Origin of the sequence: Acinetobacter sp. ANC 4204, assembly GCF_002135205.1 — a bacterium.
GTDB lineage: Bacteria > Pseudomonadota > Gammaproteobacteria > Pseudomonadales > Moraxellaceae > Acinetobacter.
The window spans coordinates 176,465-201,628 of sequence record NZ_NEFZ01000001.1; the positions used below are offsets into that span (position 1 = coordinate 176,465).

Annotated in this window: 23 protein-coding genes and 1 pseudogene; 16 read left to right on the plus strand and 8 right to left on the minus strand. The window is 40.0% G+C overall.

Features of this window, described 5'->3' with window-relative positions; all coding sequences use genetic code 11:
• The first annotated feature begins 239 nt into the window (after nucleotides 1–239).
• The 13 genes and pseudogenes from B9T36_RS00955 (at nucleotide 240) to alr (ending at nucleotide 13,257) form a co-directional block, all read left to right on the plus strand.
• On the plus strand, nucleotides 240–1,007 hold the full coding sequence (locus B9T36_RS00955; protein ID WP_086207729.1) for an RDD family protein: 768 nt from the start codon (nucleotides 240–242) through the stop codon (nucleotides 1,005–1,007).
• A 302-nt stretch (nucleotides 1,008–1,309) separates the two neighbouring features.
• Nucleotides 1,310–2,383 (plus strand): ubiquinol oxidase subunit II, encoded by a 1,074-nt coding sequence (gene cyoA, locus B9T36_RS00960; RefSeq protein ID WP_086207730.1) that lies wholly within the window; start codon nucleotides 1,310–1,312, stop codon nucleotides 2,381–2,383.
• A 3-nt stretch (nucleotides 2,384–2,386) separates the two neighbouring features.
• On the plus strand, nucleotides 2,387–4,375 hold the full coding sequence (gene cyoB / locus B9T36_RS00965) for a cytochrome o ubiquinol oxidase subunit I (RefSeq protein WP_086207731.1): 1,989 nt from the start codon (nucleotides 2,387–2,389) through the stop codon (nucleotides 4,373–4,375).
• Nucleotides 4,376–4,379: 4 nt separating this feature from the next.
• On the plus strand, nucleotides 4,380–5,000 hold the full coding sequence (gene cyoC, locus B9T36_RS00970; protein WP_086207732.1) for a cytochrome o ubiquinol oxidase subunit III: 621 nt from the start codon (nucleotides 4,380–4,382) through the stop codon (nucleotides 4,998–5,000).
• Complete coding sequence (locus B9T36_RS00975) at nucleotides 4,997–5,326, plus strand: cytochrome o ubiquinol oxidase subunit IV (RefSeq protein ID WP_171264398.1); 330 nt, start codon at nucleotides 4,997–4,999, stop codon at nucleotides 5,324–5,326. Before cyoC ends, B9T36_RS00975 begins: the two co-directional genes overlap by 4 nt.
• Before the next feature lie 10 nt (nucleotides 5,327–5,336).
• The gene (gene cyoE, locus B9T36_RS00980; protein ID WP_086207734.1) at nucleotides 5,337–6,215 is read left to right on the plus strand and encodes a heme o synthase; all 879 of its coding nucleotides are present in this window, start codon (nucleotides 5,337–5,339) and stop codon (nucleotides 6,213–6,215) included.
• Nucleotides 6,216–6,327: 112 nt separating this feature from the next.
• A pseudogene (locus B9T36_RS00985) lies at nucleotides 6,328–8,436 on the plus strand (hypothetical protein).
• Nucleotides 8,437–8,441: 5 nt separating this feature from the next.
• On the plus strand, nucleotides 8,442–9,203 hold the full coding sequence (locus B9T36_RS00990) for a DUF3142 domain-containing protein (RefSeq protein ID WP_086207735.1): 762 nt from the start codon (nucleotides 8,442–8,444) through the stop codon (nucleotides 9,201–9,203).
• 141 nt (nucleotides 9,204–9,344) lie between these two features.
• Complete coding sequence (gene rpsF, locus B9T36_RS00995; protein WP_004696436.1) at nucleotides 9,345–9,731, plus strand: 30S ribosomal protein S6; 387 nt, start codon at nucleotides 9,345–9,347, stop codon at nucleotides 9,729–9,731.
• An 11-nt stretch (nucleotides 9,732–9,742) separates the two neighbouring features.
• Entirely contained in the window at nucleotides 9,743–9,970 is a 228-nt protein-coding gene (gene rpsR / locus B9T36_RS01000; RefSeq protein WP_004278792.1) for a 30S ribosomal protein S18, read from the plus strand.
• Between the two features lie 9 nt (nucleotides 9,971–9,979).
• Nucleotides 9,980–10,426, plus strand: coding sequence for a 50S ribosomal protein L9 (gene rplI, locus B9T36_RS01005; RefSeq protein ID WP_086207736.1), 447 nt, complete (start codon nucleotides 9,980–9,982; stop codon nucleotides 10,424–10,426).
• Between the two features lie 264 nt (nucleotides 10,427–10,690).
• Nucleotides 10,691–12,136: a replicative DNA helicase gene (gene dnaB, locus B9T36_RS01010; RefSeq protein WP_086207737.1), complete on the plus strand. Its 1,446-nt coding sequence runs from the start codon at nucleotides 10,691–10,693 to the stop codon at nucleotides 12,134–12,136.
• Between the two features lie 47 nt (nucleotides 12,137–12,183).
• Nucleotides 12,184–13,257, plus strand: coding sequence for an alanine racemase (gene alr / locus B9T36_RS01015; RefSeq protein ID WP_086207738.1), 1,074 nt, complete (start codon nucleotides 12,184–12,186; stop codon nucleotides 13,255–13,257).
• Between the two features lie 498 nt (nucleotides 13,258–13,755).
• On the opposite strand, the gene B9T36_RS01020 is transcribed toward alr, so the two are convergent.
• The 4 genes from B9T36_RS01020 to B9T36_RS01035 are packed head-to-tail and all read right to left on the minus strand — an operon-like array spanning nucleotide 13,756 to nucleotide 17,467.
• Nucleotides 13,756–14,490 (minus strand): proteasome-type protease, encoded by a 735-nt coding sequence (locus B9T36_RS01020; RefSeq protein WP_086207739.1) that lies wholly within the window; start codon nucleotides 14,488–14,490, stop codon nucleotides 13,756–13,758.
• A gap of 23 nt (nucleotides 14,491–14,513) precedes the next feature.
• Entirely contained in the window at nucleotides 14,514–15,293 is a 780-nt protein-coding gene (locus B9T36_RS01025) for a transglutaminase family protein (RefSeq protein ID WP_086207740.1), read from the minus strand.
• On the minus strand, nucleotides 15,290–15,892 hold the full coding sequence (locus tag B9T36_RS01030; RefSeq protein WP_086207741.1) for an alpha-E domain-containing protein: 603 nt from the start codon (nucleotides 15,890–15,892) through the stop codon (nucleotides 15,290–15,292). Before B9T36_RS01030 ends, B9T36_RS01025 begins: the two co-directional genes overlap by 4 nt.
• Before the next feature lie 24 nt (nucleotides 15,893–15,916).
• Nucleotides 15,917–17,467, minus strand: coding sequence for a circularly permuted type 2 ATP-grasp protein (locus B9T36_RS01035; protein WP_086207742.1), 1,551 nt, complete (start codon nucleotides 17,465–17,467; stop codon nucleotides 15,917–15,919).
• A gap of 239 nt (nucleotides 17,468–17,706) precedes the next feature.
• Here B9T36_RS01035 and B9T36_RS01040 point away from each other — a divergent pair, with 239 nt between their 5' ends.
• Nucleotides 17,707–18,708, plus strand: coding sequence for a helix-turn-helix transcriptional regulator (locus B9T36_RS01040; protein ID WP_086207743.1), 1,002 nt, complete (start codon nucleotides 17,707–17,709; stop codon nucleotides 18,706–18,708).
• 387 nt (nucleotides 18,709–19,095) lie between these two features.
• Here B9T36_RS01040 and mhpT read toward each other — a convergent pair whose 3' ends face one another.
• The 4 genes from mhpT to mnmG form a co-directional block, all read right to left on the minus strand.
• Nucleotides 19,096–20,298 (minus strand): 3-(3-hydroxy-phenyl)propionate transporter MhpT, encoded by a 1,203-nt coding sequence (mhpT, locus tag B9T36_RS01045; RefSeq protein WP_086207744.1) that lies wholly within the window; start codon nucleotides 20,296–20,298, stop codon nucleotides 19,096–19,098.
• A gap of 503 nt (nucleotides 20,299–20,801) precedes the next feature.
• The gene (locus B9T36_RS19180; RefSeq protein ID WP_228146949.1) at nucleotides 20,802–20,924 is read right to left on the minus strand and encodes an SEL1-like repeat protein; all 123 of its coding nucleotides are present in this window, start codon (nucleotides 20,922–20,924) and stop codon (nucleotides 20,802–20,804) included.
• A gap of 74 nt (nucleotides 20,925–20,998) precedes the next feature.
• On the minus strand, nucleotides 20,999–21,382 hold the full coding sequence (locus tag B9T36_RS19185) for a tetratricopeptide repeat protein (RefSeq protein WP_228146950.1): 384 nt from the start codon (nucleotides 21,380–21,382) through the stop codon (nucleotides 20,999–21,001).
• A gap of 233 nt (nucleotides 21,383–21,615) precedes the next feature.
• Nucleotides 21,616–23,496, minus strand: a complete 1,881-nt coding sequence (gene mnmG / locus B9T36_RS01055) for a tRNA uridine-5-carboxymethylaminomethyl(34) synthesis enzyme MnmG (RefSeq protein ID WP_086207745.1) — start codon at nucleotides 23,494–23,496, stop codon at nucleotides 21,616–21,618.
• Between the two features lie 253 nt (nucleotides 23,497–23,749).
• Here mnmG and B9T36_RS01060 point away from each other — a divergent pair, with 253 nt between their 5' ends.
• Together B9T36_RS01060 and B9T36_RS01065 are read left to right on the plus strand one after the other, a co-directional pair.
• A complete protein-coding gene (locus B9T36_RS01060; RefSeq protein WP_086207746.1) occupies nucleotides 23,750–24,100 on the plus strand; it encodes a hypothetical protein in 351 nt (116 codons plus the stop codon).
• A 138-nt stretch (nucleotides 24,101–24,238) separates the two neighbouring features.
• The gene (locus tag B9T36_RS01065) at nucleotides 24,239–25,126 is read left to right on the plus strand and encodes a bile acid:sodium symporter family protein (protein ID WP_086207747.1); all 888 of its coding nucleotides are present in this window, start codon (nucleotides 24,239–24,241) and stop codon (nucleotides 25,124–25,126) included.
• The last annotated feature ends 38 nt before the right edge of the window (nucleotides 25,127–25,164 follow it).

The window sequence follows — 25,164 nt, forward strand, 5'->3', positions numbered from 1 at the left end:
TTCAGCATTCATATATCAACATCTTGATTTAGCAAAGATCGTATTGCGATAAAACTAGAAGAAGCGGCTCATTCCTTGCTACACTGTCATAAGTTTTGTGTATCTTTGGTTAATTTCATCTTGAATTTTCCCAGACTATCCACAAGTTTTAACATAAGATTTTTCTATTTGTTTTTAATTTGAAAACAAATACATCTATTATTTTGACATCCCAATTTATATTTTGAGATTAAGTTTATATGCAGATTTACTTGGCACGAAATAATCAACAAGCCGGTCCATATACCTTAGAGCAACTGAATCAGATGCTCGCAAGCCAACAAGTTTTATTAACGGATTTAGTTTGGCATCAAGGTATGCCTGAATGGAAAGCTTTAGGTGAACTCACCCAAGGAAAACTGGCCTATGAACCTGCAGGCTATCAAGCTCAGCCTCCTATTCCTGAACCAGTACAGCTGACAAACCAATTCGCACAGCAGAACCGTACGACTGCAAAAGCGGTTCAACCTGAACTTGCCTCTATTGGTACTCGCGTTTTGGCGAAAGTCATTGATTTATTATTATGGTTACCTGCAGCTGCCATTCCCTCGTTTTTCTTGCAAGCCGATCAGTTCGGTGAACTCACCGAAATTCAGCAGAAAATGCAAGCAGCTACAACGGCAACTCAAGCCAGTGAACTGCAAGCGCAACTATTTCAATTGATTCCCACTGAAGCTTGGACAAGCATGGGGATTTACTTGCTGATCATGCTTGGTATTCAAGCCTTTTTCTTGGCAAAAAACGGTCAAAGTATTGGCAAAAAAATCACCAAAATTAAAATTGTAGATATTGAAACCAACGAAAAAGTTAGTTTAATGCGTGTATTCACATTACGCAGTGTTGTCTTTATTGTGCTCAACATGCTATTTATGCCATTCATCACGATCGTCGATCACGTCTTTGGTTTAAGCGCAAAGCGTCAAACTTTGCACGATAAGCTGGCTAAAACCAAGGTTATTAAGCAATAATTTGGGCATATTCGGACTGAGGTTTAGCACACCTCTATTTTCCGCAGTATATTGATATTCAATATAAATCTCTAAGGAAAAACACCCAATTCCGAGTAAAAAAATCGGTTTTTATAACAGTCATTTAAAGCATCTTTACGTATAGCTTAGTTTGTCGATATGAGGCATAATGCCCTACAACGTAGCGGTGTCTTATGATTGAGAAGTGTTTTTAGTCTTAAAAAGAAACTTTTCAATCATGCGACACTTTAATCGCTATCCCAATTTTATTAGGGAATGGGACTCTTCACCGAGGTTGTAAAATGAGACAAACGATTTTAGCTGTATTGTCTTTATCTACGATTGCCGCGCTCTTGACTGGGTGTGGCGGTGATATGGTACTTCTAAACTCGAAAGGTCCAGTTGCACAAGGTCAATCTGACTTAATGATGACTGCGATCTATTTAATGCTGTTGGTGGTTATTCCATCAATCATTATGGCATTATGGTTTGGTTGGAAATATCGCGCGTCGAATAAAGATGCAGACTATAAACCTACATGGGCACACTCTACTACAATTGAAATTGTAGTTTGGGGTATTCCTGTCATTATTATTGGTATTCTGGCGTGGTTAACTTGGTGGGGTTCACACAAGTATGACCCTTACCGCCCTATCGAATCCGATAAAGCACCTGTAAATGTTCAAGTCATTGCAGAACAGTTTAAATGGATCTTCATTTATCCTGATCTTAATATTGCTACGGTTAACGAAATTCGTTTCCCTGAAAAGACTCCAATTGCACTTAAATTAACTTCTAACTTTACGATGAACTCATTCTTCATCCCTTCGTTAGGCGGTCAAATTTACGCAATGGCAGGTATGCAGACTCACTTGAATTTGTTAGCAGATGGAACTAGCCCAGCTGAAGGCTACCGCGGTTTCTCTTCAAACTATTCAGGTTATGGCTTCTCGCAAATGCGCTTCCGTGCTCACTCTTTAACAGACGCTCAATTCGCTGAATGGGTTGCTGCTATTAAAGCAGGTAACGGTACAAGCATTAATCCAAAAGCTGTACAAAAAACAATTTTAGATCAGTCTGAATTTGCATCTTTACGTGACGGTAACCGTGGTAAGCATCAAATTGAAGCTTTAATTGCAAAAGCAAAAACTCCTGAAGAGAAGGCTGCTGCTGAAGCAATGAAGCCTTACCCAACTAAGCCACATCCAGTGACTTACTACTCTTCTGTAGAGCAAGGCTTGTTTGAATCAGTGATCAACAAATACATGAGCAACTATCACGGTGCTGATCATTCAGCAACTGCGGGTGCTCACGGGGCTGCTGCTTCTGAAGCACATGCCGCAGTTGAACCTGCTTCATCAGTTGTAGGGGAATAAGACATGAGCTTCTTAGGTAAGTTAGGTCCGGACGCTATTCCGTATGATCCAATTGTACTGGTAACAGTTGCAATGATGATCTTAGGTGGCATCGCAGTTGTTGCTGGTGTTACCTACTTTAAAAAATGGAGCTACTTGTGGAACGAATGGTTCACATCGGTAGACCATAAAAAAATTGGTATTATGTATCTAATTGTATCAATCATCATGCTTGTGCGTGGTTTTGCTGATGCATTTATGATGCGTTTACAACTTTTCCTCGCTCGTGGTGGCGGTGAAGGTTATTTACACCCAGAACACTACGATCAGATCTTCACCGCTCACGGTGTGATCATGATCTTCTTCGTAGCAATGGGTCTTGTTGTAGGCTTAATGAACATCTCTGTACCTCTTCAAATTGGTGCACGTGACGTTGCCTTCCCATTATTGAACTCACTCAGCTTCTGGTTATTTGCTGGTGCTGTTGGTTTGATGATGGCATCTCTTGCAATTGGTGAATTCGCTGCTACAGGTTGGATGGCATACCCTCCTCTTTCAGGTATCGAATACTCTCCAGGTGTGGGTGTGGATTACTATATCTGGGCACTTCAGATTTCCGGTTTAGGTACGCTCTTAACAGGTGTTAACTTCTTCGTTACCATCATTAAAATGCGTGCGCCTGGTATGTCGCTTATGGACATGCCGATCTTTACTTGGACATCTTTGTGTACAGCAGTATTGATCATTGCGTCATTCCCAGTGTTAACAGCAACCATTGCAATGTTAACGCTTGACCGTTACTTCGGTTTCCACTTCTTTACAAACGACATGGGTGGTAGCCCAATGTTGTACGTAAACTTGATTTGGACATGGGGTCACCCAGAAGTTTACATCTTAGTATTACCAGCATTTGGTATTTACTCAGAAGTTGTAGCGACGTTCTCTCGTAAAACGTTGTTCGGTTACAAATCAATGGTGTATGCAACTATCGCGATCACAGTACTTGCGTTCGTGGTATGGGTTCACCACTTCTTTACTATGGGTGCTGGTGCCAACGTGAACGCGTTCTTTGGTATCATGACCATGGTGATTGCGATTCCTACTGGTGTGAAGATCTTCTCTTGGTTATTCACCATGTATAAGGGTCGTATCAGCTTCACAACACCAATGCTATGGACACTTGGCTTCCTTGTGACTTTCGGTATCGGTGGTTTAACAGGTGTATTAATGGCAGTTCCACCAGCGGACTTCTTGGTACATAACTCGTTATTCCTTATCGCTCACTTCCATAACGTAATTATTGGTGGTGTAGTATTCGCAATGTTCGCAGGTATCATTTTCTACTGGCCAAAAATGTTTGGTTGGAAGCTCAATGAAGCTTGGGGTAAAGCTGCGTTCTGGTTCTGGTTCTTTGGTTTCTATTTTGCGTTCATGCCGCTTTATATCCTTGGTTTCATGGGTATGACTCGTCGTTTGAACACTTATGACAACCCAGAATGGGACCCGTACATCGCTATTGCATTCTTCGGTTCAATTTTAGTCGCGCTTGGTATTGCATGTTTCATTATGCAAATTGTTGTTGGTTTCCTACAACGCAACGACCATCTCGACCTTACAGGCGATCCATGGGATTCTCGTACGCTTGAATGGGCGACTTCGTCTCCTGCTCCGTTCTATAACTTTGCTCATGTTCCAAAGATCAATGGTATTGATACCTTCTGGAATGACAAAGAAAACGGTGTGGCTTATGCGAAACCAACGTCGTACGAAGACATCCACATGCCAACGAATCGTGCTGCCGGCTTTGTTATTGCAATGTTCATTACTGTGATGGGCTTTGGCTTAATCTGGCATATCTGGTGGTTGGTTGCTGTGACTTTCATCGCTGCTATTATCAGCTTCATCACTTCTTCATTCACGAAGAAGGTGGACTACTATGTTCCTGCTGCTGAAGTTGAGCGTATTGAGAATGAACGTTACGCGATTCTTGAAAAACACTTGAAGAAGGACTAAGACAATGGCTGACGTACTTCATCACGAAAACCACGGACACGATGAGCATCATCACCACGATGATACGGATATCACCGTCTTTGGTTTTTGGACTTATTTGATGAGTGACTTGATCTTATTCGGTACACTCTTCATTGCATTCGCTGTATTAAGTAGCCATGTACCTATGGGTACACCAAGTGCAAAAGAACTATTTGGTGAGTCTTTAGGTTTCGTTTTAACTGAAACTTTTGCTCTCTTGATCTCTTCTGTGACTTTTGGTTTTGCGGTTCTTGCTGCATACAAAAAGAACGTCAACCAAGTGTTAGCTTGGTTAGCGATCACTTGGTTATTCGGTGCTTCATTCATCGGTATGGAACTATATGAGTTTCATCACTTAGTTCATGCTGGCCATGGTCCAAGCGTGAGTGCGTTCTTATCGTCGTTCTTTACTTTAGTAGGTACGCACGGTATTCACGTAACTTCTGGCTTAGTCTGGATGATCGTGTTAATGATTCAAATCAAGAAAAATGGTTTGACTCTTCCAAACACGCGCCGCCTTGCTTGCCTAAGCTTGTTCTGGCACTTCCTTGACATCGTTTGGATCTGTGTATTCAGCGTAGTTTACTTGATGGGAGTTCTATAATGAGTCACGATCATAACTCTGCTGGTGCTTCACACGGTAACACGAAGCAATATACGATTGGTTTCATCCTTTCAGTTATCCTCACCGTAATTCCATTCGGTATGGTTATGACTGGCGGTTTTGGCCGTGGTATTTTGATGACTGTTATTGCAATTACAGCGGCTGCTCAGGTTCTTGTTCAATTAGTTTACTTCTTGCACATGAACTCATCTTCAGAGCAACGTTGGAACGTGATTGCATTTATCTATACAGTACTTTGTATTGCCGTACTTCTGGTTGGCTCTGTATGGATTATGAACTACTTACACTACAACATGATGATCTAAACTGGTTGTCATGCTGAAAAAGTATTTATTCCTGACTAAACCAGGAATTCTCTTTGGTAACTTCGTTACCACTCTGGGCGGCTTCTTTTTAGCCGCTCAGGGGTCTGTAGATTTCCTTCTTCTTATCATCACACTACTTGGTACAACATTAGTTGTTGCTTCTGGCTGTGTCGTCAATAACGTCATTGATCAAGATATTGATCAAAAGATGGAACGGACGATGAACCGTGCATTAGTTAAAAAAACCATCAGTCCTTCCGTTGCTCTAGCATTTTCTGCTGCGCTCGGAATATTGGGCTTTGCCCTACTCTGGTTCTTTGTAAATGCCTATGCCTTTGGCTTTGCTGTACTTGGTTTCGTGGTTTATGTGATTTTTTATAGTCTATGGAGCAAACGTACATCTATTCACCAAACCGTGATTGGAAGTATTTCTGGTGCTAGTCCACCAGTGATCGGTTATACAGCTGTGACCAATGAATTTGATGTTGCCGCATTACTAATTTTCTTAGCATATGCACTTTGGCAAATGCCTCATTCATGGGGAATTGCGGTATACCGCTTTAATGACTATAAAAATGCAGGCATTCCAATTTTACCTGTCGCACGTTCAATTTTTCGTACAAAAGTTGAAAGCTTGATTTATGTCTTGCTATTTGCTGCGGTGTTAAATGGTTTGTATTGTTTTGGCTATACCAATGTGTTTTTCCTCATCACTTTTAATGCACTTTGTGCTTATTGGGTGTATTTATCACTGATTGGTTTTAAAGCCGAAGATGATCAATTATGGGCGAAACGCTATTTCTTATATTCAGTGATTTTAATTACCGCATTAAGTTTTAGTTTTAGTTTTAGCTACGTCTCACCTGCTCCACATTTGCCACTGTTTTAAAAAAGATAGAGTTCTCTCTATCTTTTTTTATTTCAACTTATTTAATATTTAAGTCTAATCTTCAAATTGTTACTATAGCAGGCACAACAATAACTCATGCACTGCAATCAAAATGCCATCACAATTCTTAAAAAAATCTATTTTTATTGGTTTGTTTCCTATCAGTCTTGCTTATAGCACGCACAGTTTTTCTGGTTTTGATGTTTCTTGCTACCCATCGACCAACATCCAAACCAATGCCTATACAGCCTGTGACAATTTACCAGCACTCACGCCTGCCAATGACAACCAAACCAATATGCTTCTACTCCTGAGCGACATGGGGTTGGCCAAATTGAATTTTAATCAGCCCAATAGCCCGCTTTGGGAAACCGAATATAGCAACGTACCATTTGCGGCTAAAACACTGTTTGAAAGTGTAACCAATAAACGCCCCAATGCTCGCTTAAAACCAAGTAATGAAAAGACACCCTACCAAGAACATTGCTCTAGTTTAGACAATGGTGCGGATCAATTTACACAGCAGGTACAAGCCGACAAAAATCTCAGCAAAGCGGAAAAAAATTTACTGATTCAAGAAAGACAAAATATCTCGGCCTGTGACCGTGATCTAGCCCTCATTCAAGTTAATCCGAACTGGTCAATTCAAGCACGTCAATATGCGTCTTATTTAAATGCAACCATTGCCTTTTACAATAGTAACTTTTCCATAGCAACTAAAATTTACTCAGTATTAACTACGGTTGATCATCCTTGGATCCAAGAAACCTCTCAATATATGTTGATTCGTAGCAGTCTCAATGAAAGCTACCAATCTGGAGTTGGTAAATATGGTGACTTAAAAATAGATAAAGTAGATCAGACTTTACTCAAAAACACCTATGAGCATATCACTACATATTTCAAGCGTTTTCCCAATGGAAAATATGTAGCCAGCACACGTGGTTTGCTGCGTCGTTGTTATTGGCTAAGTGGCAATACCGAACTCTTAACCAACGAACTCGCATGGCAAATCAATCATCCAGAGTCGAAATACTATAATTTAGAACTCGATAATCTAGTTTTCGAAATGGATCGCCATGTTTTTTAAAGCCGCTCATTCAATGCAAAAAATTTAAAAGATCCCTTCTTTCTAGCCATTTCAGATTTAATGCAAATGCGTCAGGCAACATCGGCAGAAGATAAAGTCTTGAGCTGGTCTGAACTCAACAACCAAAAAACACGATTTAAGAGTCAGCCAGAACTGTTCCAATACCTACAAGCCAATCACTTATTCTTTGTACAGAACAAGCCAGCCGAAGCTTTAAAATATTTGCCAGAACACTCCTCAAATTCAACCAATAGTTACCTGCAACTCAGTCAAATACTGTTAAAAGGTCGTATTTTAGAAAAACTCGGACAAACTCAAAATGCCCAGCAATATTGGGAAAATTGGTTAGACCGAGCTAAAACAATCGAACAGCGTGGTTTATTTGAGCTGATGTTGTATCCACATTATGCCCAACAGCAAAATGCCAGCGCTTTTATCAGCGCAGATGCTAAAATCAAACAAGCTTCATTGCAAAAAAGCTTTATTGAAAATGAAGCCAATGAAAAAAGCTTAATGCACATCATTCAGACTAAAACATCAAGTACTGACCAAAAAAATTTAGCCTTGTATAAAGCTTTGCAAAAATCATTAATTCATCAAAACTATAAGCTGTTTAATCAAGGCTTTGTACTGCTACCACAAGATGCAGCAAAGTATAAATATGATTCGGAAACATATACGAACTATAAAAATCAGCCACCCTTCAGTGATTTCATTTGGACAGGAACAAAAATCACTGCGCAGATTCAATGCCCTGACTTATTCAACCTGACTCAAAAACTGGAAAATTCACCTCAAGATTTAAAACTCCAACTGTGTCTGGGTGAATATGCACGCTCGCCTCAAGGCTACAACATCACTTATGTCACCGCTTTAGAAAAAGAAACCGCTCGCTTCCAAGGTACAATTTTTACCCGTGGCCAAGTGTATAAAGACATTATCAAATCCAGTTCTATACCCGATTTAAAAGCTTATGCACTTTATCGCTCAATCATGTGTTATTCACCAAGCGGAATGAATGACTGTCAGGATGCAGAAGTTGCTAAATCCACCCGTAAACAATGGTTCGATCAAATGAAACAAGACTATCCAAATACCTCTTGGGCACAATCTTTAAAGTATTACTGGTAAGATTCATGATAAAGCAGTTTTTTTCATTTGGCCTAATGTTGATCTGTATGTTGGGCATCATGGCTTGTCAGCCAAGTCAGTCAGCTTCAACATTAACATCTGGTCAAGTAAATGCCGAAGACTATGATTCATTTTGGGTTTGGGGCAACATTTCATCAGCCCCTTATCTCAAAACAGCCAAAGAAATTTATATATTACAGGGTGAAGTTCGTCTACATCCGCAAACTCATCATTCATACCTCATTCCACAAGGGGTGCAGGTTTTAAATATTCCTCAACAAAAGGTGTGGCTGGTTTTTCGTAATTATCATTTAAACTGGCAAGGCCATGAGCTTACACAAATTTTAAAACGCGTTCAGCAATGGGAAAATGCAGGGAATCATATTCAAGGCATACAAATTGATTTCGATGCCAAAACCAAACACATTCACCAATATGCCCTATTTTTAAGCCAATTAAGAAAACAATTGCCTCAGCACTATCAACTCAGTATCACAGGTTTAATGGACTGGACCAATGTCACAAATCAGGAGACGTTAAAGCTCCTCAATAACACCATCAATGAGTTGGTTATCCAAACTTATCAAGGCTCAACGACCATACCCAATTATGCAGCTTATCTAAAGAAAGTTTCAGCACTGAAACTTCCTTATAAAATTGGCATCGTTCAACACGGTGAGTGGCGAAGCCCGCCAAAGCTTGCGAATGATACAAACTTTAAAGGTTATGTGGTCTTCCTTTTACGCTCAAAACCTCAAAATAATTAGGGCTTTTTAAGAGAAGTCCTTGAATTTGGCGAGCAAAGTCTCTAAAATTCCCCCTTCGCATCTAATGCGACACAACCTTGGTTGTGACTCCTTGCTTCTAACAATTATGTTAGGGGCTGTATAATCCGTAAGGAGCTGACAATGCGTCACTACGAAATCGTACTTCTGGTACACCCAGATCAAAGCGATCAAGTTGTGGGTATGGTAGAACGTTACCTAACTCACATCAAAGAAGCTGAAGGTCAAATCCACCGTCTTGAAGACTGGGGCCGTCGTCAATTGGCTTACCCAATCAACAAGATCCACAAAGCTCACTACATTCTTATGAATGTTGAGTGTGGTCAAACTACTCTTGATGAGTTGGAAGAATTGTTCCGTTACAACGATGCAATTATTCGTAGCTTAATCATCCGTCGTGAAAACGCTATCACTGAAGAGTCACTATTGGCTAAGAGTGCTGAAGAAAAACGTGCGCGTAAAGCTCAACGTGAAGAAGCACAACAAGCTCAAGACTCTGCTGAAGCATAAGGAGAACATCAATGGCACGTTTTTACCGTCGTCGCAAGTTCTGCCGCTTTACAGCTGAGAACGTTACGTACATCGACTACAAAGATATCGACACTTTAAAACAGTACATCACTGAAAACGGCAAGATTGTTCCTAGCCGTATTACAGGTACTAAAGCTCGTTACCAACGTCAATTAGCGCTTGCTATTAAACAAGCTCGCTACTTGTCTTTGATCCCTTACACTGACAATCATAAGTGAGGTTGAGCTGTGGATATTATCTTATTACAACGCATTAAAAACCTTGGTAAATTAGGCGATAAAGTTTCAGTTAAAGCTGGTTACGGCCGTAACTACCTTATCCCTCAAGGTCAAGCAGTTGCAGCTACTGAAGCTAACACTGCTGCTTTTGAAGCTCGTCGTGCTGAACTTGAGAAACAAGAAGCTGAAATTTTAGCTGCTGCTCAAGCACGTGCTGACCAATTGAACGAAGTTAACATCGTGATCACTGCTAAAGCTGGTGACGAAGGTAAACTATTCGGTTCTATCGGTACTCGTGACATCGCTGACGCATTAACAAATGCTGGTCTTACAGTTGACCGTGCAGAAGTTCGTTTACCGAACGGTGCACTTCGTCACACTGGCGAATTCAACATCGCAATCCAATTGCACCATGATGTTGTTGCTGAAGTTCTCGTTACTATCGTATCTGAGTAATTTCTTGCAAAAAAAAGAGCATGCCTTGGCATGCTCTTTTTTTATCTCTATCAAAAAGCCATTTTTTACACAGTCCTATTTAGGCTTCCAAAATCCATTTTTAACATGATGGTTTTTATCCATAACACAGTTTTTCAATTCAACACACAGCACGCACATTTTTTGGTAAAGTGCATATTGCTGATCAACTGAAAGTTTTAAAAAAAATTTCAGTGAAATTGACTTTTGTTTCAACATTTACTGCATTAAAAATCAGGGCGTTATATGTCACAGGCGACTGCCACTGCTCAAAAGAGCTCATCGAAACAAGACAATAAACCGAATGAGTCAGGGCAACTGAAAGAATTCCGCACGCCTCCGCACAATTTAGCATTAGAGCAAGCTGTTCTTGCCGCGCTAATGACGGTTGCTGAGTCCTTTGAACAAGTCGGCGATGTACTTACTGAAAATGACTTCTATGCAACACGCCACAAGTATATTTTCCGTGCAATTGCACAACTTTCTAAAGACAGCTCCCCCTATGACGCTGTTTTAGTGCATGATTGGCTCACCACACAAAACCTACTCGATGCTGTAGGCGGTGAAGAATATCTAATGCAACTGATGGCAGACTCCCCTTCCAGTTTCTATAACATGGAAACTTATGCCACCAAGATTAAAGAGTTTTCAACTTTACGCAGCATGATTAAAGTCAGCTCTGAGATTCTACAAAATGCCTATGACACCAAAGGTCGTAGTGTCAGTGAAATTTTAGATTTGGCAGAAACCAATATTTTCTCATTGGCTGAGCAACACAATAACAATGCGAAGGCACAAGGCCCGAAAGCTATCAACACCGTTGTAGCAGATGTTTTTGATAAGTTAAATGAACTGTCTCAGATGGAAGGTAGCATCACTGGTTTAACCACAGGTTTTGTTGAACTAGACAATAAAACATCAGGTATGCAAGCAGGAGACTTGATCATTGTCGCAGCACGTCCCTCAATGGGTAAAACCACCTTTGCAATGAATTTAGTGGAAAGTGTGCTATTTAATAATGACTTACCTGCTCTGGTTTATTCCATGGAAATGCCAGCAGATTCGATTGCTATGCGTTTGATTTCTTCTTATGGGAAAGTGCATCAAGGGCATTTGCGTGCGGGCAAACTTGATGGGGATGAATGGTCTAAAGTTACGGGCACTATTTTGCAACTGCAAGAAAAAAAGCTCTATATTGATGACTCCTCTGCACTTCCCCCAACAGAAGTTCGTGCGCGTGCACGTCGTATTGCGAAACAGCACGATGGTAAATTGGGCTGTATCATGGTCGACTATTTACAGTTGATGAAAGTGCCTGGCATGGGTGATAACCGCGTAGGCGAGATTTCGGAAATTTCACGAAGCTTAAAAGCCCTAGCCAAAGAAATGATGTGCCCTGTGATCGCACTATCTCAGCTTAACCGTTCTCTTGAGAACCGTCCCAACAAGCGCCCCGTAATGTCGGATTTACGTGAATCTGGTGCGATCGAGCAGGATGCCGACTTAATCATGTTCATTTACCGTGACGAAGTCTATAACAAAGAGTCCAAAGAAGCAGGCACAGCGGAAATCATTATTGGTAAACAGCGTAACGGACCTATTGGTACCGTGCGACTTGCCTTTGAAGGCCAATATACCCGCTTTAGTAATCTATCCCCTGAGTTTTATGCTCAGTACGATGATGAAGAATAGTTAATGCTTCATCATCGCCTTTCCATGACCCTGTAGGAGTAATGAGGGTGCGTCAAGCAACAGTTTATATTGACAGTACAGCACTGCAATATAATTTAAACCGTGTCAAACAACTTGCCCCAAACGCGAAAATCGTCAGCATGGTCAAAGCCAATGCTTATGGACACGGAGTCAAAGACTGTTTAGCAGCCTTAAGTGAAACAGACGCCTTTGGAGTCGCCTGTTTAGAAGAAGCACTGGAAATTCGTGCACTCGGTTTTGAGCAACCGATTACCCTGATTGAAGGGGTTTTCACGGCCGATGAAATGTCGAGTGTCATCGAACAAAAGCTTGAATGCGTAATTCACCATCCACAGCAAGTCGATTGGTTACTCGCGCATAAAACTGCATATATCGAAAACAAGCTTAAAGTATGGGTCAAACTCAACAGCGGTATGAACCGTTTAGGTTTTAAAGTTGCTGAAATTATAGATGTCATCAACACACTGAAAGCCGAAGGCTTTACATGTGTACTGGCTATGCACTTTGCGAATGCTGATAGCGAGCAGCACCCACTGAATGACCAACAGCGAGAACAATTCCTACAGGTTAAAAATGCCTGTGCTCCGATCCTCGCATCTTGTTGTAATTCGGCTGCTATTTTTAAATGGCCAGAACTTAATTTTGATTTTGTCCGTCCAGGCATCATGCTTTATGGCGCATCGCCTTTTGCCGATAAAAATGCACATGACTTGGACTTAAAACCTGTTATGACTTTCACAGCAGAAATCATTGCATTGAATATCATTCAAGCAGGTGAAGCAGTTGGTTATGGTTCACATTTTGTCGCAAACAACAAAACTGAGCTGGCTATTGTGTCTATTGGTTATGGTGATGGCTACCCACGTGCATTTCCAAAGCAAAACTATGTTGCCATTAAAGGACAAACTGTCCCAGTGGTTGGACGTGTGGCGATGGACATGATTGCCATTGACGTGACTGGACTCAATGCTCAATTAGGCGCAAAAGTTGAACTTTGGGGCAATACCCGTTTAGTCGATGAAGTAGCTGAAGCCAATGGAACCATTGGTTATGAGTTGCTTTGCCGTTTAAGTAACCGCCCTACCCGCAAGCAAATCTAACAAAAAAGCCCAAGTTAAAACTTGGGCTTTTTTCAGTGCGAACCATCATCAGCCTGAGCATCATCAAGATCTTGCAACAACTAAACAATTTACTGTTGGTGCATGGTCTGTGGGGCAAATTAAGTAGAACTCATCTCATACATTTTGTGATGTACACGCTTCAGGTGTTACAGATACTTCATGCCTCAAGCCTGAAAATGTCTTGCCTGTATGGGTTTTACCTCAAAGACCTTGATATCTTTATGGCTGGGGTGCTTTTAATAATTTTGACATTAATCATCATAAAACAACGTCATCACCTACTAAGTATTAAAAAATAATGCTGATCTACATCGTAAAGAACAACCAAAACATCCAACAACGCATTAAAATTGCGCGCTTGCTTTAAAATATCTCAAACATCTTAAAACAGCTGTACATGACTTGAAGTTGAAATACTTGCATAGAAAATTTGCCGCATAAACTTCTACAAGTTTCTATTTTTAATACCGAGGACTATTATTCTAAATAGTCATCTGTAGGTTTTGCCAGTTCTTGCAACCCTTTTCTTAAAGTGTCTGACCATTGCTTACTGATACTTGAAAAGTACGGATCCTCTTCGTAAATCCTTTTACCTACAGGAACATGCAGACTATCTTTTTTATATACCAATGCGTCTAAGGGTAAGCCAACAGAGACGTTAGAGCGTAAGGTCGAATCAAACGAAATGAGACTACATCGTACGGCCTCATCTAAAGGCATGTCATAACGTAGCGCGCGGTCTAAAATTGGTTTGCCATACTTACTTTCACCAATTTGAAAATAAGGGGTATCTTTCGTTGCACAAATAAAGTTACCTTGTGGGTAAATATTATAAAGTTGCATTTCTGCACCTTTAATTTGCCCGCCGACCAATAAACTACAGTAATAATTACTTTGTTCCTGCGTGTCTGAGGTCACATCTGCCAAGACCTTTTTTAAGGTATGCCCAACCAGCTCTGCGGCCTCAAACATAGTGTTGACACTATATAAATTGGGTTCTTGGCTTAACTCCAAATGATTTTTTAGATGTCCTATCACAGCTTGGGTTGTGGCTAAGTTTCCAGAGGTCTGAATGGCAATAAATCGTTCACCCTCAATCCCAAAGGTATACAGCTTTCTAAACACTGATATATGGTCTACGCCCGCATTGGTACGTGTATCACTAATAAAAACCAAACCATCTTGAAGACGAAGAGCACAACAATAGGTCATAGAACATCCTTTTCAGCTAAACCTTAACAACTTAAAACTTGTACAATGGAATGCATAGATTCCACTCCACCTTTTTCACGTACACCGCGAACGGGTGCAACATCCCAGTAATCACGTCCAATAGCCACATAAATATGCGACTGCGGTCTAAATAATTGATTACTGGTGTCAAAACAATACCATACATCATCAATATACACCTCTGCCCATGCGTGACTGGCGAGGTGCGAAGTTTCAGGTACATGTAAATAACCCGAAACATAACGTACTGGCAAGCCTAAATGCTTACACATCGCAATAAAAACATGACTATGGTCCTGACATACGCCTTGCTGACCATTAAATGCATCAATTGCAGATGTATGTACCGACGTTTCTGCAGCTACATAAGGAATATGCCCCAAAATTGCATTGGATAGTTGCATTAAATTTTCACGATTAACTGTCGGCACATACTGATGTGCAAAAGCCTTCATTTCAGCATTACATTGAGTATTCGGCGTAGGCTGTAAAAATAAATTTGGGTTAAGATGATCTTGAATACCATGCTCGGCCTGCGTGTTAATCTCAACAATACCTTGTGCCATAATAGTCAATTGTTGATAAGCTTCACGCTGTGAACTCGTGATCCAAATATTTTGAAAGGCATCTCGTTTCTCTTCACGTACTCCTGGCACACTCACATGCCAGTGGCAAACTTCCTGATGTGAATTATCCGATGGTGTCATTTTAATATATTGGATGCTATTGCATGCAGCTTCACTGTATTGATAATGCGTCTGATGGTTGATCATAAGTCTCATACATCTACCTCAAACAGTTGTTGGATATAATCACTAAAATGATAAAAACTCATTGCATCTGGCTGTGCTTTAAGTTGTGTCCACGCTTGAGCGAGAGCAATCCACCCCATTCCTTTTAACACATCAACAATATTATCAATCTCAACCAATGTACGGTGCTTCTCTTGCTTCAGACGAATTTGCCTATCAAGCTGTTCAATCATTTGTCCTAAACTAAAAAATAAGAATACATCACTTGCTTCTGCTTCGAGCACATCCTGACATTCACCAACAACATCACAAATATAAGCTGCATTTTCTGTAGCATTTTTTATAAATTGATTTAGTTCCGCATAGGCTTTTGCCGATAAAATACCACGCAGGTCTTGCACATTGGATTTAGCATTTTGAAATTGTTGATTAAATGATGCAGGATTGCTTTGGTCTAAAATCAGTTCATTCAACGAACAAGCATCAAAAGCAGGTAGGCAAAACGCATGTGCATAGTCCATTGCAGGTTGATCTTGTGTAAACGGAAACTGTGAACACAAATATTGAGTACGAGTTAAATAGCGTCCTAACCAAAAAATATTTTCTGCATTGGTGCTTAATAAAATCATTCTTATACCCTCATATTTAGTTATTTATGAATGTAAATTTTCTACAACCCAAGTATCTTTAATTCCTCCTCCTTGGGATGAGTTGACCACCAGTGAACCTTCTTTCATCGCAACACGGGTTAGTCCACCAGGGACGATTTCGGTACGATATGGGGAACTAAGTACAAAAGGTCTTAGATCAATATGGCGCTCTGAAACACCCAATTCAGTCATCGTTGGGCTAACGGAAAGCTCTAATGTAGGCTGAGCAATATATAAATGTGGCGTAGCCATGAGCTTGTCTCTGAACTGCTCAATTTGGCTTTTGCATGCTTGCGGTCCAATCAGCATACCATAGCCACCTGAGCCTTGTGCCTCTTTAACCACTAATTGCTCAAGGTTATCCAGTACATAAGCCAGATCTTGCTTGTTACGGCATTGATATGTTGGAACATTTTTTAAGATAGGTTTTTCACCTAAATAGAATTGGATCATTTTATCGACATAAGGATAAATCGCCTTATCATCTGCGACTCCTGTGCCAGGCGCATTTGCAATCACCACGTTATGGCTGAGATAAGCCGACATTAATCCAGCTACACCTAAAGTACTGTCTGGCATAAAACATAAAGGATCAAGATAAGCATCATCCAAACGGCGGTAAATGACATCAACACGCTGACGTCCACGAATCGTTTTCACATAGACTTTATCATGCTCAACAAAAAGATCACGTGATGTCACTAAAGGCACATCCATTTCACGAGCTAAAAAGGCATGTTCATAATAAGCACTGTTAAAACGTCCCGGTGTTAACACCACAATAAAGGGCTGATCGACATAGGCATTTTCAGCCAAAATTTCTTTGAGTAATTGTGGATATTGTTCTATGCCTAAAATATTGCTTTTTTGCATTAAATCAGGCATTAATTTTTCACTAATTTTGCGACTCTCTAGCATATAAGAGACGCCTGACGGTGTTCTTAAATTATCTTCAAGTACATAAAACTCACCCTGACCATCACGTATAATATCTATACCACTGATTTGACTGTAAATTTTACCTTTTAAGCTATGTTCATACATATGTGGCTGATACGCTTCATGTGTTAGCACTTGAAGTTCTGGAATAATCTTAGCTTTGAGAATCTCTTGTTGATGATAAATATCATGTAAAAATAAATTTAAAGCCCTTACACGCTGTGCGGAACCCGAGGAAATTTTATTCCATTGCTGTTTCGCAATTACTCGCGGAATCAAATCGTAAGGAATAGTGCGTTCAATGCCCTCAGATTCTCCATAAACAGTAAAAGTAATACCTTCATATAAAAAATGTTGCTTTGCGACTTGGTTTAATCCTTCAAGTTCTTTTAAGTTGTACTGTGACAACCATTGCTCAATCCGTACACAGGCATCGCCTGACATCGCGTTATCGTCCGTCATTTCGTTAAAGAAATTTGACGTCATTTGATGGAATAATCCAACAGATTGGCTCGATAAGCGATCTTGAGAGTCGATCGGGTTCAATACAGGTTGGTCTAGGTTGTAGCCTTCCAACATCGTATTCACATTTGTATCTTTATCTTCTTTAAACATACAAACCTCTCAATTATTATCGGTATGTAATACTTATGAAGCAATAACTATGCCATAGGTATGGTGATTGCTTTCTTTCATTAATTGATAAAAAGCCAAACACTTCAATTCTATTTCGCATTAAGTTGTGTCAAAAAATATAACTGAAAAAATTAAAGCAAAGCTTGCTTAAACGAGTGAGTTTTTTTATTGTGTTCTCATTCAAGTAAGTAATTTCGACTTCTATATTTTATTCCATTATGTCTGCACAAGAAAAAGAAACGTCCAATAGCCTCTACCGTCAGTGGCAAATTTTATCCCGCCTTTCTACTGGAAAATGGATGGGGACACGCGAGTTGCAAGAGATTTTGCAACGCGAAGGCATCGACATTACTTTACGTACCATTCAACGTGATTTAAACCAAATTTCGCAACGTTTTCCTATTGAAAATAATGGTACGGTTCCTCAAGGTTGGCGCTGGCGCTCCGATGCACCTATTCAGAGTTTACCGCACATGACCAGTTCGCAGGCGGTCACTTTTATGATGGTTGAGGAACATTTAAAACATCTGCTGCCACCAAGTTTAATTGAAGAAATGAATCCTTGGTTTGACTTGGCTCGCCGAAGTCTATCCACACAAAACAATGTGCGTCAATGGATTAACCGTGTACGCATCGTGCCTGCAACTCAACCTTTGATTCCTCCGATTGTTGAAAAATCAGCACAACAAGCCATCTACGAAGGACTACTACAAGACAAACAACTTGAATGTGTATATCAAGGCTTAAATCAAGCTATTGAAGCAAAAACCTATACATTAAACCCACTGGCATTGGTCCAAAAAGGTGCAATTATTTATCTGATTTGTACCCGCCACGATAAAACGGATATCCAAACTTTCGCGCTGCACCGTTTCAAGTCAGCCACAGTTTTGAACTCTCGTGCTTTACATCCTGTTAATTTCGATATTGATGAATATATCGAATCAGGTGCTTTGGGTTTCCGTGTTGACTTCTCTAAACCCACAGAGAATGTTGCACTCACTCTGACCATGACTGAAATTGATGCGTTGTATTTGGAAGAAACCAAACTCAGCACCAATCAAGTATTAGAACCGCTTGGAAATGGACATATTTTGGTTCATGCTACAGTACCTTTCACCTCGCAACTGGTGTGGTGGTTACGTAGCTTTGGCAATAAAATTAGCCATATTGAACCCAAAGAAGTGCGTGATGCTGTGAATCAAACAGTTACAGATTAAAATAAAAAAAGCCCCAATCTCAGGGGCTTTACAGTTTTTTTGGCATTAGATATTTGAATTGCTTGTGGTTGTCATTTTCATTGCTCATCTTGATTTGATACCTCCCCTAAACCAAGACGAGTGCGCTGTTTTTGGTGATTCATACAAACTAGCATTGGCATGCAAGTTCTCCACTGTTAAAACGGATACATTTCATCGTCATGTTATTGACCTCATATTAAGAACGTAAAATCAATTTAAGATACAGCGACGTTTTTGTGAAATAACATAATTGGCAATTTTTATCTATTTTTCTATTAAACAACTCTTAAGCTTAGTTTATCTGTCAAAACAAAAAGCAGACAATCTCGTCTGCTTCTTAAATACCCATTTACACCAAAAAGTTACTTATGCTTTCGTTTTATAACGAGACAAGACTGTCACAGCTGCCGCTGAAATCATTACTGCTGGTAGACTTGCGACTAAAATTCCTGTAGCTCCAAGGCCAAGTGCTAAAATTTTTCCTGTTAACAATGGTCCAGTCATTGCACCCAGACGACCTAGAGAAATGGCACTTCCCACCCCTGTAACCTTGCCCGCACCAGAGTAAAAGATAGGTGAAATACCATATAAAATCGACTGTCCACCCGTTGAAAATATTCCACCCATTACACCAGCAAAAACCAATAGCGGAATTGATGTGGTTGTGAACAACAAAACAATTGCTACAGCAAGCCCGACATAAATAATGCTAGCCATTTGCCAAAGTTTCAAACGATCTAACAAATAGCCCAAACCCAAAGTACCGACTACAGCCCCGACTTGAAAAATCAGCATAATACTGAAGGCTTGTTGCTTCGTTAAACCTTGTTCCATCAATAAATTCGGTAACCAACTAATTAAAATATAGTTGATCATAAGGGTAAAAAAGAAACCTAACCATAAAGGCACTGTTCGTTGATATTGCTGTGCTTTAAACAGAACATCTGCCATTTTTGGAACAGCTTGATTAAATTCAGTTTCGATCTGTACAGTTCTAGGCTTATCTTTCAAAATCATCGCCATAAACGGCAACAAAAGTAGTGGAGTCAATCCACCGACTAAGAACAAAGTTTGCCACTGAATGTCTTTAAAATAAATCGCTAAGCCTGCAACAAAAATTGCTCCTACAGGCAAACCACAGTACATCAAGCTATTGAGCTTACCGCGGTTGGCTTCCGTAGCTTCATCTCCAACCACCGAAATCATGGTTGGCATAGCTGCCCCTAAACCGAGTCCAGTCAGGAAACGAGCAAGATATAGAACTTCAAGATTCGGTGCGATGGCTGTGATTGCGAAAAATACCCCAAAAATACCAATAGACAACATCAAAACTTTCTTTTGTCCCAAGTAGTCTGCAATGCGTCCACCAAAAAAAGCTCCAAACAACATACCAAACACACCAAGGCTAAACACATAACCCATTTGCACTTGATCTAAAGCAAAGCTTTGCGCAATTCCCTTTGCCGCAATTCCTGGGGCTTGCAGGTCAAAACCTTCAAAGAAAGCGACCCAAAAGCATAAAAAAACCACCAGAAATTTTTGTAATTTTTCACGTTGTGTTAACGCCATGATTGATCTCCATCCATAGTAAACATCCTTATGGCAAAACACGCATAAGCACGTGACTAAATTGTCAGCTCAAACATAATCAATAAACACCACGACAATGGTCGGGATTCACTCTTTACAATGTCTAAATAGCTTCATTATTTAGACCTAAATCATAATAAACCTATAGTTCAAAGCTATTTCACATAAAAATAGTTTATTAAATACATATATTTAGATTTATAAAAGCTATTAACGATACAACCATAGCAAATAGCAATCGTCGCAAAAAATTTACTTTTTATTTCTTCCAAAATTGCCACCTGCTACGTTTCGGTCGCTTTTCTTCAATACACACCAATCCCTTGAGTGCTTCATTATTGATGCTGTCATACATTTTTAAATACTCAGGATTCAGCTGTTCTCCGATATATTCAGGCGTATACGCTGTACAAAGTTTTCATAATGAACGCTCATACCATTTTTCTGCAACGTCTAAATCTGCATTAAAATAGAGCCCTTTTTCATATATATCCAATCTTGCATTCTGCATACGGGTCTTTCTGATCCGCCGCTTTCTGAATCCAATACACCGTTTCCTCTAAATTTTTTTCGGTATAGAAACCATTTAAATACCAATAACCCACTTGATACTGTGTGGAAGCTTCACCCTTTTGCGCATTCAGTAAGAACAGTTTAAAAAATAATTGTTTGGCTTCATCTAAATGTAAAAGGAATCAATTTTTCGGATCTGATCATTAATCTGATCAATTGAGTAATCCCTTGCGTTTTTAAGAAAATATTGTGCCTGCTGCAATGGGTTGTCTTCTGTAAAGGACGCGATTAATTGCATTGCTTCTACCCGCATCTCATCTGTCCCACTAATCCGGGCATCCAGTACCACATTTAAATGTTTTCGAGCCAATTTGAAGTCTTGATCAACACCTCGTCCCTCTAAATACATACAACCCAAACTTAAATCTGCCGCTATGACCTGACCTGCTACTTGTTGATATAGTTCAATTGCCATATCTAAATCCAGCGGTACACCTAAACCATACTCATACTTATCTGCTAAATTATTGATCGCGACTAGATTCCCCAAATCGGCAGATTTTGGTTTTAGCAAGCTCCCAAACTTTCATAATGGCTCAATCAAATTGATAAAACTCACCACTTTGATTGAGCCAGATAACCACATCACCCGCGCGAATCTCTTCTCCGCTTTTATACTGTAATGACATAATTCACCTTATTTTTTATTGTATATTTCCCCTGCGCAGTTTTTACCCAAAAAAAAGCCCGCATAATGCGGACTTTTTCAATAACTTTCAAAGACTAAGCGGATTTCTTCGCTTGTGCATTTTTACGGATCGTAATCATGATCAATTGCACTGCTGCAGGTGTTACCCCTGGAATACGATTTGCTTGAGCTAATGTTTCAGGACGCACATCTTTCAATTTTAAAGTAATTTCACGAGATAACCCAGAAACGACATCATAATTAAAATCGGCAGGAATTTTAGTTTCTTCCAAACGCTTCATTTGTGCAACGTCTTCATGCTGACGGTTAATATAACCTGCGTATTTCACCGCGATTTCAATTTGATCACCCACTTGTGCAGACACTTCTGAACCTGTGAGTTCTGCAATTTGAGCAAACGAAATATTCGGGCGTTTTAACAAATCAATCGCTGAGCACTCTTTCGATAAATCTGCACCCGTCATTTCGACAAACTTTTTGCCCATCGGGTTGTTTGGTGCCGCCCAAAGGTGTTGTAAACGGCCTGTTTCCAACTCAACTGCTTCCATTTTTTCACAGTAAGCAGCCCAACGCTCGTCATCTACCAAGCCCATTTCACGACCCACTGGCGTTAAACGTTGATCCGCATTGTCTTCACGTAACATCAAACGATATTCGGCACGTGAAGTAAACATACGGTATGGTTCTTTCGTGCCTAGCGTAATCAAGTCATCCACCAACACACCCATATAGGCTTCATCACGTTTTGGTGTCCACTGCTCTTGATCCCACGCACGACGCGCAGCATTTAAGCCTGCAAGCAAGCCTTGCGCACCCGCTTCTTCATAACCCGTTGTACCATTAATCTGACCCGCAAAGTACAAGTTATTGATGGCTTTGGTTTCTAAAGTAAACTTTAACGCTTGTGGGTTGAAGTAATCGTACTCGATGGCATAGCCCGGACGTAAAATGTGCGCATTTTCCATCCCGCGAATTGAACGAACCAACTCAAACTGCACATCAAATGGCAATGAAGTTGAAATACCATTTGGATAAAGCTCATGTGTATCTAGGCCTTCAGGCTCTAAGAATACTTGGTGTGAGTCTTTATCAGCAAAGCGGTGAATTTTGTCTTCAATAGATGGACAGTAACGTGGACCCACGCCTTCAATAACACCAGTATACATCGGTGAACGATCTAAACCGCCACGGATGATGTCATGGGTTTTTTCATTGGTGTGTGTGATATAGCAGTTGACTTGTTCAGGGTGCATAGATGCATCACCCATGAAAGACATGGTCGGTGATGGGAAATCACCTGGCTGCGGAATCATCACAGAAAAATCAACTGAACGCGCATCAATACGTGGTGGCGTACCTGTCTTTAAACGTCCCACTGGCAAATTCAATTCACGTAAACGGTGAGCCAATGAAATTGAAGGTGGATCGCCTGCACGGCCACCGCTTGATTTTTCAAGCCCTACGTGAATTACCCCCCCCAAGAAGGTTCCTGCTGTGAGTACCACTGTTTTTGCATCAAAGCGAATCCCCATTTGGGTCACAACACCTTTTACGGTATCACCATCAACAATTAGGTCATCTGCCGCTTGTTGGAAAATATCGAGATTAGCTTGGTTTTCTAAGGTGTCACGAATTGCAGCTTTATAACGAATACGGTCTGCCTGTGCACGCGTTGCACGAACGGCTGCACCTTTACGTGAGTTTAGGATACGGAACTGAATCCCCCCTTTGTCGGCAGCCAATGCCATTGCACCGCCCAAGGCATCAATCTCACGTACTAAATGCGATTTACCAATACCACCAATCGCTGGATTACAGCTCATCTGCCCTAAAGTCTCAATATTGTGAGTTAAGAGTAAAGTCTGTCGCCCCATACGTGCCGCAGCCAATGCTGCTTCTGTACCTGCGTGACCGCCGCCGATAACAATGACATCGTAAACTTTAGGATAATGCATAGTGGTAAGGAGATTAAAAAATGATAACGAAAGATTATAGCAAATTTTCAATTGTAAGTTGACTGCTTCCGTAGAATTTATTGTATATGCCATCAACGTATTAGACCGTTCAAAGCTAATTTTATGTAAGTTGACTTGCAGTACAATAGCAAAAAATCAACAAATGAATCGTTTTGTTACCTGAAAAGCCTTGTATTAATTTGATCATTTTTTATTCTATAAATTGATCATACAACAACCAAAGGTAAACATTATGAATAAGAAGATTCTTTTTTCATCCATTCTCTGCGGTTTATTATTTTCACCTTTTGTATCTGCCAATGACAAGGTCGAAAAAGTTTATGATAGCCAACGCTATCAACAAGTATGTAAAGGTAAATCTCAAGGAACAGCCGTCAGTTTTGCTTACCGTGGCATTATTTGGAATGGTACTTGTGAACCTCAATTTTTCCCGAGCTCAAAAAACGCCAACATTCATGGTGATGAGGCTGAATTAACCAGCATCTGCCACGGTGATCCTAAAGCAATGTCCATTAATATTGAAGGTAAAGAAATTAAAGGTAAATGTGCACTCGGATTTAGCGCACCAAAACCTAAAATGTAGATTAAGCCACTAAAATCAAGTTGTTTCACTAGGGTAAAAAATCGTCTTTTTTACCCTTTTTTTGCGTCTTGTAAATTATTGGATTCGGTATACACTCAAGCAAAGATGAAAAATAAAAACCAATAAAAAAGGGATTCCATGGATTCGGAATTATTTACTGTTTTTTTGCCTTTGACCTTGGCATTGATGATGATGGGATTGGGTTTACACCTACGACCCGTTGATTTTTATCGCCTCGCACAATACCCCAAAGTGATTTTTATTGCCTTATTTTCACAGTTAGTGCTACTGGTGGGCATTGCATTCCTCATTTGTAATTTTTTAAATTTATCTCCTATTTTTTCTATTGGCTTAATGCTTGTTGCAGCGTCACCCGGTGGGCCAACATCAACTATCATGACCTATTTATTTAAAGGAGATATTGCACTCAATATCACCTTAACTGCGGCTAACTCAGTCATCGCGACATTTACCCTGCCGTTTATTCTTAATCTCTCCATGATATATTTTTTGCAAACAGCTCAACCCATTGATATACCTGCAACAAAAATCGCAAAAGTCTTTTTCCTGACTTTAGTTCCAGTCAGTACTGGGATGTGTTTACGTTATTTTCTTCCAAAATTTGCCATACGACTACACCACCCTATGCGAATATTATCGCTTAGCTGCTTATTTTTTATTTTTTTCATTGCTTTATATCTAGAACGACACAATCTGATTCAATATATTTTTGAAGTTGGACCAGCAATTGCGTTATTTTGTTTCAGTAGCATGTTCATTGGTTTTTTTATACCTCACATTTCCAATATTACAGAAAAACAAGCATTAACCTGCTCATTTGAGATCACAATTCATAATACAGCGCTTGCGATTACTGTTGCACTGTCAGTATTGGGTAATACAGCCATGGCAATTCCTGCGGGAATTTATTCTATTTTCATGTTTGTTTTTGCCACCCTCTTTGGCTTATTGGTATCACAAAAAAAAGACCGTTTATTTTTCAAAAGGCAAAACTTAATAGACTAATTTCACAGCCGTTATTAATAATGATTTTAAGGAGAAAA